Annotated in this window: 10 protein-coding genes, 1 tRNA gene and 1 pseudogene; 7 read left to right on the top strand and 5 right to left on the bottom strand. The window is 62.9% G+C overall.

Annotation, left to right across the window (positions count from 1 at the left end; translation table 11 throughout):
• Positions 1-547 precede the first annotated feature (547 nt).
• From A7X12_RS19125 to tnpC, 4 genes and pseudogenes are all read left to right on the top strand, one after another.
• Positions 548-1,135: pseudogene (locus tag A7X12_RS19125) on the top strand (integrase core domain-containing protein); the annotation flags it as partial.
• A 100-nt stretch (positions 1,136-1,235) separates the two neighbouring features.
• Complete coding sequence (locus A7X12_RS19120) at positions 1,236-1,700, top strand: transposase (protein ID WP_064313016.1); 465 nt, start codon at positions 1,236-1,238, stop codon at positions 1,698-1,700.
• The gene (gene tnpB / locus A7X12_RS19115) at positions 1,697-2,050 is read left to right on the top strand and encodes an IS66 family insertion sequence element accessory protein TnpB (RefSeq protein ID WP_064313015.1); all 354 of its coding nucleotides are present in this window, start codon (positions 1,697-1,699) and stop codon (positions 2,048-2,050) included. Before A7X12_RS19120 ends, tnpB begins: the two co-directional genes overlap by 4 nt.
• 64 nt (positions 2,051-2,114) lie before the next feature.
• On the top strand, positions 2,115-3,770 hold the full coding sequence (tnpC, locus tag A7X12_RS19110) for an IS66 family transposase (protein ID WP_064313014.1): 1,656 nt from the start codon (positions 2,115-2,117) through the stop codon (positions 3,768-3,770).
• 58 nt (positions 3,771-3,828) lie between these two features.
• On the opposite strand, the gene A7X12_RS19105 is transcribed toward tnpC, so the two are convergent.
• Positions 3,829-4,317 (bottom strand): hypothetical protein, encoded by a 489-nt coding sequence (locus tag A7X12_RS19105; protein ID WP_157105647.1) that lies wholly within the window; start codon positions 4,315-4,317, stop codon positions 3,829-3,831.
• A 352-nt stretch (positions 4,318-4,669) separates the two neighbouring features.
• Here A7X12_RS19105 and A7X12_RS19100 point away from each other — a divergent pair, with 352 nt between their 5' ends.
• Complete coding sequence (locus tag A7X12_RS19100; protein WP_064313012.1) at positions 4,670-5,566, top strand: DUF1963 domain-containing protein; 897 nt, start codon at positions 4,670-4,672, stop codon at positions 5,564-5,566.
• 404 nt (positions 5,567-5,970) lie between these two features.
• Here the strand turns inward: A7X12_RS19100 and A7X12_RS19095 are convergent.
• Positions 5,971-6,047 (bottom strand) — tRNA-Arg (locus tag A7X12_RS19095).
• A gap of 311 nt (positions 6,048-6,358) precedes the next feature.
• Here A7X12_RS19095 and A7X12_RS19090 point away from each other — a divergent pair.
• Together A7X12_RS19090 and A7X12_RS19085 are read left to right on the top strand one after the other, a co-directional pair.
• Positions 6,359-7,102 carry a queuosine precursor transporter gene (locus A7X12_RS19090; RefSeq protein WP_064313011.1) on the top strand — a complete coding sequence of 248 codons (744 nt, stop codon included), beginning with the start codon at positions 6,359-6,361 and terminating at the stop codon, positions 7,100-7,102.
• Between the two features lie 76 nt (positions 7,103-7,178).
• Entirely contained in the window at positions 7,179-7,991 is an 813-nt protein-coding gene (locus A7X12_RS19085; RefSeq protein WP_064313010.1) for a sulfite exporter TauE/SafE family protein, read from the top strand.
• A 50-nt stretch (positions 7,992-8,041) separates the two neighbouring features.
• On the opposite strand, the gene purQ is transcribed toward A7X12_RS19085, so the two are convergent.
• The 3 genes from purQ to purC all read right to left on the bottom strand — a co-directional run bounded on the left by purQ (position 8,042) and on the right by purC (position 9,925).
• Positions 8,042-8,707, bottom strand: coding sequence for a phosphoribosylformylglycinamidine synthase subunit PurQ (gene purQ / locus A7X12_RS19080; RefSeq protein WP_064313009.1), 666 nt, complete (start codon positions 8,705-8,707; stop codon positions 8,042-8,044).
• On the bottom strand, positions 8,704-8,934 hold the full coding sequence (purS, locus tag A7X12_RS19075; RefSeq protein ID WP_064313008.1) for a phosphoribosylformylglycinamidine synthase subunit PurS: 231 nt from the start codon (positions 8,932-8,934) through the stop codon (positions 8,704-8,706). Before purS ends, purQ begins: the two co-directional genes overlap by 4 nt.
• A 211-nt stretch (positions 8,935-9,145) precedes the next feature.
• Positions 9,146-9,925: a phosphoribosylaminoimidazolesuccinocarboxamide synthase gene (purC, locus tag A7X12_RS19070; RefSeq protein WP_010543438.1), complete on the bottom strand. Its 780-nt coding sequence runs from the start codon at positions 9,923-9,925 to the stop codon at positions 9,146-9,148.
• Positions 9,926-10,061 lie beyond the last annotated feature (136 nt).

Here is a 10,061-nt window from a genome sequence, read left to right as displayed (position 1 = left end):
ACCCACAAACATCCGTTCACGAACAACCGGTTATCGGTACCAGAACGCCCCGGATCAGCCACCTTGCCCGGCAACAGCGATGCGATCCTTTGCCATTGCGCATCGTTCAGTTCGTACCGCTTCACCGCCATCACTTGCTCCGCGTCTCAACACGGATGCCTATGAATCAGCGATCCGCTCGTTTGGGAATCCCGAATGTCGATCCGCGCTAGGGTTGTGCGAGGCACAGCGGCGAGTAGGCGGAGGAGCGACAAGTCGATCCCAGAGCTGGCCTTTTCCCTCGTGAAGAAGGGCACGACAATCATCGATGCGGTCTGCCGGATGGCGGTTCCGCCTTTCTACGCGCTGGTTCGCTGGCAGAGGCAGTCGGAGGCCGGCATCCTCCGGCACCGACATCGTTGATTGCACTACGTCCGTCACCAGCACCAAAAGGTCCAACGCTACCTGCGGCAGATCGCCAAGCGGGCGACGGCATTCGGCGAAGCTGAACGGATGCGTGGCGCGGCGCCCGACAGCGCCCACCCGTGTGGCCAGTTGCCAGGGATGGAAGGGCGGCCGCACGCCAATGCCCCTGTCGCTGCGGCCGAATGACCGCGGGTCGATGGACTTCGTTGCCGACACGTTCGGAGCCTCGCGGCGACTGCGCATCGTGGCGATCAACGACGATTGCTGCCGCGAAAACCTGTGCCTGATGGGCGACACCGGCATCTCCGGCGTGCGGGTTGCGCGGGAGTTGGACACGCTGGTGCGGCTCTACGGCCAACCGACTTGCATCGTCAGTGACAACGGGACCGAGTTCACCAGCCCGGCGATCCTGAAGTGGGCCAGCGAGAACCAGGTCGCGTGGCATTATATCGATCCCGGCAAGCCGCAGCAGAATGCCTTCATCGAATCTTTCAATGGGTCGCTGCGCGACGAATTCCTGAACCAGGAACTGTTCGACAGCTTGGCTGACGCCAGGCGTAAGCTGGCGGTCTGGCGCTACGACTACAACAACGTCAGGCCGCACTCGTCGCTGCAGAACCCAACACCGGCACGAGCGCGCTCGGCGTTCCTGCAGAATGGAAGCGTCACCTCCGGCGCGCTTGGGCCGGCGAGCACGCCTGAATATCAAACCAGCGGACTCTCATTATGACCGTAAGCGTCCGATCTGACCCGTATTGCGTGGGTACTTCTTCTGCGCGAGGCGGGGAGCACTGAGGAGTGTCCTTTGGCACTCCAAAAGGAGAGTGCGGATGGGGCGGATGGAAGTCATCACCCATGTGGAGCGTCGGCGGCGCTATTCAGACGCGGAGCGGGCCGCAGTGCTGGCACAATGCGACGCGCCGGGTGCCACCATCGTTGGAGTTGCTCGGCAGCTGAGGATGTCGCCCAGCCTGATCCATAGCTGGCGCAAGCGGCAGCGCGAGGTCGCGCTTCTTACGAGCGAGCCGCTCCAGTTTGTATCTTATGGTGAAGTGGCGAGCGGATCTGCTGCGGAGCCCTTGGTGGAGCTCCGGGGCACCGAGGTTGCTGCGTCATCCCGTGCTGCGGCGCGCGAGACCGGGACGACGCAGGAGGAACTGATACGGCCGAACCCGGGGTTGCGCCCCGGCGGCATCGACATTGAACTGCCCGGTGGGGTGCGCCTGTCGGTCGACACCTATGTCAACGAGAAGGCACTGGCCCGCGTGCTGCGGGTGCTGCGGGAAACGGCATGATCTCGCTCCCACCCGGCACCAAGGTGTACCTGGCCAGCAAGCCGGTGAGCATGCGGCTCGGGTTCGATGGCTTGGCGGCGCTGGTGCGGCCGCTGTTCGACCAGGAGCCCTATGGCGGGCACGTCTTCCTCTTCCGCAGCCGCAAGGGCAGCTATCTCAAGGCGCTCTATTGGGACGGCACCGGCCTCTGCCTGTTCTCCAAGCGCCTTGAGCGCCATCGTTTCGTTTGGCCGCCGCTGGTGAATGGCGGCGTCGTGCTGAGCGCGGCGCAGTTCGCCCTGCTGATCGAGGCGATGGACTGGCGTCGCACGGTGGTGCCGGAGGCACCTCGACTGCCCGTCCAGATGTAGCGGAAAGCTGCAGAAAATCTTGCATTTTGCTTGGGCGGGAGTCGCTGTTCTGGTATGGAAAATCATGTCTTCCGATGCGCTGGACATCCTCGACAATCCTGATGCGGTGAAGGCGCTTTTGGCGGCGATGCAGGCCAAACTCGCGGCCTCCGAGCAGGCGCTGGCGGCCGAGCGATCTGCGCATCAGGATACCCGGCAGCAGCTCGCCGCGGCCGAAAATGCCATCAAGCTCACGACGCTGCAGATCGAGAAGCTGAAGGTCCAGCTTGCGCGCCTGCGCCGGATGAAGTTCGGCCAATCCTCGGAGCGGCTATTGCTGCTGGCGGATCAGCTGGAGCTTTCGCTGGAGGATCTGGAAGCCGCACAGACGCATGCGACCTGCGTGGTCGCTGGCAGGACGGCTGAGGAAACAGCCTCAGAAAGCAGCCAGCCCCGCCGTCAGCCGCTCCCTGCGCATCTTCGTCGCGAAGAGGTGCTGCACCCGGCGCCGGCAGCGGACGGTTGCACCAGCTGCGGCGGCGCCATGGCCCAGTTGGGCGAGGACGTGACCGAGGTGCTGGAATATGTCCCGGGACGCTTTCACGTCGTGCGGCATGTGCGGCCGAAGCTGGCCTGCAAGCGCTGCGATGCGATCAGCCAGGCACCGGCGCCTTCGCTGCCGGTCCCTCGCGGCCGAGCCGGTCCTGGCCTTCTGGCACATGTGGTGATCTCGAAGTTCGCGGACCATCTGCCGCTCTACCGCCAATCGCAGATCTTCGCGCGGGAGGGTGTCGAGATCAGCCGATCGACGCTGGCGGACTGGATGGGTCAGGTCAGCTGGCTTTTGCAGCCGCTGGTCGACCGCATCGCCGAGCATGTGATGGCCAGCCCCAAGCTCCACGCCGATGACACGCCGGTCCCGGTGCTCTCGCCGGGCAGCGGCGAGACGGCGACGGGGCGGCTATGGGTATACGTGCGCGACAATCGACGATGGCGCCCCAGCGACAAACCCGCGGCGCTCTACCGCTACAGCCCGGATCGTAAGGGAGAACGCCCTCGCGAGCACCTCAAGACGTTCGCTGGCTTCCTGCAAGCTGATGCCTATGCCGGGTTCGAGAAGCTCTACGCGGCCGATCGACAGCCGGGGCGGATCACGCCGGTTGCTTGTTGGGCCCATGTGCGCCGCAAGCTGCACGATGTGCTCGATGCCGACGTCCGCTCCATCGCCCGTGAGGGGCTGGTGCTGATCGGCGATCTCTATGAGGTCGAACGACGGATCACCCGGGATCCGCATGATGATCGGCGGAAGGCACGTAAATACTCCAAGCTGAAGGCGCTCGACTTCTTCCAGTGGGCAGACGGCGTGCTCGCCCGGGTATCGGCGCGGTCTCCACTGGCGGAGGCGCTCCGCTATGCCGTTCGTCTGAAGCCGGCACTTCTCACCTACACGGAGGATGGCCGGCTTGAGATCGACAACAACCTGGCAGAGAACGCCTTGCGCGGCATCGCCGTGGGTCGGAAGAACTGGCTCTTTGCAGGTGCCGACTGCGGTGGCGAGCGGGCAGCAGCGATCTACAGCTTGCTCGAGACGGCGAAGCTCAACGATGTGAACCCGCAGGTTTGGCTCGCCGATGTGCTTGGTCGTATCAGTCGGGGGCACTCGATCAGCAGACTAGACGAACTGTTGCCTTGGATCTGGGAGGCACCCACCGCCCAAGGTTGCTCGACGGCATCAGTCTGAGATTTGTTTGAGCGGGCTCGGCGGCAGGCGCCGTCCGAGGATGGTCACCCATTATGCGTCAGTCCTTCGACGAAGTCTCCCACGCCTCAGCATAGAGAGGAGTGTGATCGTACAGGCATGAAAGTGAGCGGACCGTGCCAAAAGCGGGCGAACGCAGCGAAACATTGCGCACCGTCGCGACCAGCGTGCCGGTGGCGCGCTCCCTCACCAAGTAATCGTCATCATAAATGCGACTGGTCTGCGGCTCCGGAACATTTTCCTCCGCCCATCGTGACAACAAGCGGAAATCCGCGGTCGACCAGAAGGCCCGCCGATCCGGATCATCGCCCGCCGCCTTTCGCTCGGCGGTGAGCTGCACGAGGTATGCGTGCCATGCATTGGGCAGATGGATCTCGACACGTGCCCGGCGCTGGCACGCCGCAGCAATTTCGGCATCCGGGTCGCCACAGGACGGGATGACTAGGGTCATCAGAATGCAGCCCGCAAGGCGGCCCACCATTCCCGTACCGCTCGAAAATCGTTTCATGGATCCGATAGGATGCGTCATGGCCTAATCTCGTCCGCGAGCATCGTAGCCCTTGGCAGCTGCTGCCCGAAAAAGCTCGCCCGCTGGCGTTCTTTCTGAGGGAACACCGCAGCCGCGATGATACGATTGGCCCATCCGCACTCTCCTTTCGGAGTGCGAAAGCACACTCCTAAGTGCTCCCAACCTCGCGCAGCAGAACTTCAAGCGCAATATGGGTCAGGGCAGACGCTTACCTCGACCGTGCGCCTTCCTTCGCACCATAGCCGCCGGTGCCGGGTCGGTCGGCTCGTTTCCGTACTTTCCGCTTTTCAATCAACTTGGCTCATCAGCAACCTTGATGTTGCAAGCGGTTTCCTCTGATGTCTGACAGACTATGGCACGGCTTATCGATCTGATTCCTGGGCTACGGCTTTTTATCGAGAAGCTGGATCGCGGGCGGGCGATCGATCCTGAGTTCGCCATTCGCTACTTGAGAGGCGAGCATGACATCGACGGGAAACCCATCCCGCGATCGCCATACACCGTTGCACGTCTCAAGCTGGCGAAGCTCCAGACCCGGAAAATGGGACACCTCGGCGGCTTTGCCAGTGAGCCCACTTCCTCTTGGCTGGGTGGACAACCTGCGGAGTGCGACAACTCCCTATGGCCTACGCACCAAGGAGAACGGCTCACCTTCGTCGCGCAGATCGCGCTTCATGACCTTGAGGGCCGGGATGACATCGAATGGTTGCCGTCATCGGGATACCTCCTGTTCTTCGTCGGCCGGAACGAGTGGGGAGGGTTCGATCAGATGCTAGGGCGCGTGGTCCATGTTCCATACAGCTCGCGAACCGTTTGCCTGGCCAGCGAAGGGCAGGTGCGACAGTGGATACACTTTGAGCACCTAGCTACCTACGAGTCTCTCCAATCTAACGACGACGCGGGACAAGCTGATGACAATCGCGAATTCGACCGTTGGTATTGGAGTATCAGTCCAAGCTACTTCAAGGGGGCGGCGTGGCAAGTGGGCGGTTGGCCGCGACCACTGCAAACGGACGACATGCGACGCGAGTGCGAGCGCCGGTATCGTCGTCTGGCGTGGGACGACTATGATGCAATGAATGCGCCTGACTTCATGCGGGAGCTGGAGTCCTGGCATCTGATCGGCCAGTTCGATCTCGACGCGGCGGTCGAGAAGCCGGACGGCTTCATGCGTGGCTTTTACTGGGCCAAAGTAATAAACGGCCAGGCCATGATCAACGATGCCGTTCTTATTGGCCAATCCGACTGAAGATAACCCAGCCTCCGAATGCGCGGACGGGACAGGCCGGACGCTTACTTATGACCGCGGGTTCGATGGGGGGCAGGTCAAGTAGTATACAAGTTTGTAGACGGGCTCTGCGAGATTGGCTGCAGTCGGTAAAAGCTACGGGCGGTTGGCAGCTCGGGCTTCGATCGCTCTTACTCGCTACTTTTGCTTGAGTCCTTTTCGCCTCCGGTTGGCGGGAAAGGCGTGATAGGGGCCGGCGTTACGGTTGCGGCGACCATTAGGGGAGTTGGATCCTGTTTAGGATGACTCTGGGATGTCACACGCCCTCAGGCTGGCCTAAGAACTTCAGGTGACGAGAAAGATACGCGTGCGTCATAAACGACGGCGGCCAGCAGCGTCCAGAACGATCTGATAAGGGCGAACCTTGGTGACCCCGGCGTGATTCGAACACGCGACATTCGGTTTAGAAGACCGATGCTCTATCCAACTGAGCTACGGGGCCCCTCGATTCACCGTCGCTGCTTATCCGCTCGATGGCCGCAAGCCAAGCTATCTACGGTAGCCGAGACAGGGCGGGAGAGGCAATTGTGCCAAGCGGACGAAAGTTCATGGTTTTCCACGCCTTTTCAAGCATCGGCAGATAGCTGTCTAGAATGTTACCTGAAATTGCACAATCGCAGTAAGTGATTCAAATTAAAAGATTAGCGGAAAATTGGGCGGCTCGCGCTCTATCCAACTGAGCTACGGGCGCGCGACGAGGTGGCTTTAAGCGCAGATTGCCTGCGGCGCAAACGCCTCGCATAGTGCGGTGCAATGAAGACGCCGTCCGGACCTACCCATGTCGCCGCCCGCAGCCTTGCCGGTGGGCATTTCCGCTACTTCGATTTCGTGATGGCGGCCTTCGTCGCCATCATCCTGCTGTCGAATGTGATCGGCGCGGGCAAGGTCGCGCAGATCTGGCTCCCGGGCGTGGGGTACTGGCCGTTCGGAGCAGGAATCCTGTTCTTCCCGATCTCCTATATCATCGGCGACGTGCTGACGGAGGTCTATGGCTATGCCCGCGCCCGGCGCGTGATCTGGGCGGGGACGGCGGCGGTGCTGTTCATGGCCTTCATGTCGTTCGTCGTCGTGGCGCTGCCGCCCGCACCGGACTGGAAGAACCAGGCAGCGTACGAGGTGATCTTCGGACAGGTGCCGCGCATCGTGCTCGCCTCGGTCTGCGCCTTCTGGGCGGGCGAATTCGTCAATTCCTACGTCCTTGCGCGGATGAAGCTGTGGACAGGCGGGCGGATGCTATGGACACGGACGGTAGGGTCGACGATCGCCGGCCAGGCGGTCGACAGCCTGATCTTCTATCCGCTCGCCTTCTGGGGCGCGGAAGGCTGGACCAACGCGCTGGTCGTGAAGGTGCTGTTCACCCAATGGGCGCTGAAAGTCGCGTGGGAAGTGCTGCTGACGCCGCTCACCTATCTTGTCGTCGGGTTCCTCAAGCGCGCCGAGGGTGTCGACGTGTTCGATGAAGGGACCGACTTCACGCCGTTCGCCACGCGCGTCTGATCCTCCGCCGGCGCAAGCCGGGGACCGTGCGAAGCCCTGAAACCAAATCTTTCTGGCGTTCGCGGCAAATCCCCGCATGCTCGTGGGAAATCGGCTGCCAAGGATTCCTGTGCTCGCGATCAATCCGCTCTATTCCGTCGCCGGTGTGCTCGTTGGGTTGCTAGTCGGCATGACCGGCGTCGGTGGCGGCTCGCTGATGACGCCGCTACTCGTTCTCGCCTTCGGTTTTCACCCGGCCACTGCGGTGGGGACGGACCTCCTCTACGCCTCCGCGACCAAGACGGTGGGGGCAGGCGTGCATGGCTTGCATGGCACGATCGACTGGAAGGTGGTGCGGCGACTCGCCTATGGCAGCGTGCCCGCCACCATCCTGACGCTGCTGCTGCTTTCGAACGCACAGGAGCATGCCAAGAACAGCGGCGGGGTAATCACGGTTACCCTCGGCATCGCGCTGGTGGTGACGGCAGTCGCCACCTTTTTCCGGAGCCGCCTCGTCACCTTCATGGCGCCGCGATTCGAGCGGCTGGGCGAGGCGCGGATCGGCTATGTCACCATCGCCCTGGGGGCGGTGCTCGGGCTGTTGGTGTCACTCACCTCGGTGGGGGCGGGGGCGCTCGGAATGACGGCGCTGCTGATGCTCTATCCGCACCAGGCGGTGAACAAGCTGGTTGGATCGGACATCGCGCATGCCGTGCCGCTCACCTTGCTTGCCGGGCTGGGCCACTGGATGCTGGGATCGGTGAACGGGGCGCTGCTTCTGTCGCTGCTCGCCGGATCCGTGCCGGGAATCATTGTCGGCAGTTTGCTGGCGACGCGCACCTCGGACAAGGTGCTGGTACCGATCCTGGCCGCCACGCTGGCGGTGGTCGGCTTGAAGATGCTGTTCTGAAAAGGAATGCCGCGGTCCGGCGACCGCGGCTTCCGTTTGTCCGGCCCCGGTCAGGCGACCGCGGCGAGAAGCCCTTCGAACAGCCGGCGACCGTCGCTGCCGCCATGACCGGCTTCGATCTTGCGTTCCGGGTGCGGCATCATGCCGAGCACATTGCCGGCAGCGTTCATCACACCCGCGATGTTCCGCACCGAGCCGTTGATGTTCTCGCCGTATCGGAATGCGACACGGCCTTCGCCTTCGAGCCGATCCAACGTCTCGGCATCGGCGAAGTAGTTGCCGTCATGGTGCGCAACCGGGATCGAGAGTTGCTCGCCCGCCTGATAGGCGCTGGTGAAGATCGACTGGCTGTTGTCCACCACCAACGGTACGTCCCGGCAGACGAAGTCGAGGCCGGCATTGCGCATCAGCGCGCCCGGCAGCAGCCCGGTTTCGGTGAGGATCTGAAAGCCGTTGCAGATGCCAATCACCGGCGTGCCGCGATTGGCCGCCTCGATCACCGCCTGCACCACCGGCGAGCGCGCCGCGATGGCGCCGCAGCGGAGATAATCGCCGTAGGAGAAGCCGCCGGGCAGGGCGATCAGACCCAGGCCCTCGGGCAGATCGCTGTCGCCGTGCCACACCATGTGCGGCTTGGTGCCGGTCACGCTCTCCAGCGCGACCGCGATGTCGCGATCGCAGTTGGAGCCGGGGAAGACGATGACCGCGGTCTTCACAGCGTTTCGACCCGGTAGTTTTCGATCACCGTGTTGGCGAGCAGCTTGCGGCACATTTCGTCGATGGCGGTGTCGCTGGTGGAATCGGCGACCTCCAATTCGAAGATCTTGCCGGCGCGGACATCCTCGACGCCCTCGAACCCGAGGCCGCCAAGCGCGTTCTGAATGGCCTTGCCCTGCGGATCGAGCACGCCGTTCTTCAAGGTGACGATGATGCGGAGTTTCATGGGCGCGCCTATGACGCGGCGGGGCCAAAGTCGCAATCGGAAAACGTCTTGAAGCGACTCCTCCACGGTGCAGCGGGCGAAGGGGTCGCGTCGCGCTAGCAGCACCGTACACGGGGAAACGACAAAAGGCCCCGCTTGTGGCGAGGCCCTCATCACCATTCGCTCAAGGAATGGTCTCCTTCCCCGGCAGCCCGCGGAAGGAGATGGGATATTACTTGCCCCGCTTCTTGCGATGCGTCTCGAGGTCGAGCACGTCGGAGGCATCGCCTTCCGGGAACAGGCCGAGGCGGCGCGCCACTTCCTGATAGGCCTCGACTTCGCCGCCCAGATCGCGACGGAAGCGATCCTTGTCGAGCTTCTCGCCGGTGGTGATGTCCCAAAGGCGGCAGCCGTCGGGGCTGATCTCGTCGGCCAGAATGATCCTGGGATACTCGTTTTCCCAGATCCGGCCGAACTCAAGCTTGAAGTCGACCAGGCGGATGCCGATGCCGGCGAACAGACCCGAGAGGAAGTCGTTCACGCGGATGGCCATGTCGGCCATGTCGTGCAGTTCCTCCTGCGCGGCCCAGCCGAACGCCAGGATGTGCTCGTCGGTGACCATCGGGTCACCCAGCGCATCGTCCTTGTAATAATATTCGACGATCGTGCGGGGCAGCGGCGTGCCTTCCTCGATGCCGAGCTTCTTGGCCAGCGAGCCGGCGACGACGTTGCGTACCACGACCTCGATCGGCACGATCTCGACCTGGCGGATCAGTTGCTCGCGCATGTTGAGGCGGCGGATGAAGTGCGTGGGGATGCCGATGCCGCCGAGCAGGGTGAAGACATGCTCGCTAATACGGTTGTTGAGCACGCCCTTGCCGTTGATCGTGCCCTTCTTCTGGGCGTTGAAGGCCGTTGCGTCGTCCTTGAAATACTGGATCAGCGTGCCCGGCTCCGGACCCTCGTAGAGAATCTTAGCCTTGCCTTCGTAGATTTGCCGGCGGCGTGCCATGTCGGCCTAGTCCCTTGGAAATGCGTTGCCCCGGCTCCACGGGATTTCTCCGCGTGACCGCCGGGGCTCTGGAAGGCCTCGCGCTATACCGCAAGGGGGGCGTGCGCGCAATGCGGCGGTCCATACCGGCGAATCC

The sequence above is a fragment of the Sphingomonas sp. TDK1 genome (genome assembly GCF_001650735.1).
GTDB lineage: Bacteria > Pseudomonadota > Alphaproteobacteria > Sphingomonadales > Sphingomonadaceae > Sphingomonas.
Note: the sequence above shows the minus strand (reverse complement) of the source record. Positions and strands in the feature narration are given on the sequence as shown.

Coding starts and splice junctions, on each gene's coding strand:
- A7X12_RS19120 (WP_064313016.1), top strand. CDS start 1,236: ATGGGGCGGATGGAAGTCATCACCCATGTGGAGCGTCGGCGGCGCTAT.
- tnpB (WP_064313015.1), top strand. CDS start 1,697: ATGATCTCGCTCCCACCCGGCACCAAGGTGTACCTGGCCAGCAAGCCG.
- tnpC (WP_064313014.1), top strand. CDS start 2,115: ATGTCTTCCGATGCGCTGGACATCCTCGACAATCCTGATGCGGTGAAG.
- A7X12_RS19105 (WP_157105647.1), bottom strand. CDS start 4,317: ATGACGCATCCTATCGGATCCATGAAACGATTTTCGAGCGGTACGGGA.
- A7X12_RS19100 (WP_064313012.1), top strand. CDS start 4,670: ATGGCACGGCTTATCGATCTGATTCCTGGGCTACGGCTTTTTATCGAG.
- A7X12_RS19090 (WP_064313011.1), top strand. CDS start 6,359: ATGAAGACGCCGTCCGGACCTACCCATGTCGCCGCCCGCAGCCTTGCC.
- A7X12_RS19085 (WP_064313010.1), top strand. CDS start 7,179: ATGCTCGTGGGAAATCGGCTGCCAAGGATTCCTGTGCTCGCGATCAAT.
- purS (WP_064313008.1), bottom strand. CDS start 8,934: ATGAAACTCCGCATCATCGTCACCTTGAAGAACGGCGTGCTCGATCCG.
- purC (WP_010543438.1), bottom strand. CDS start 9,925: ATGGCACGCCGCCGGCAAATCTACGAAGGCAAGGCTAAGATTCTCTAC.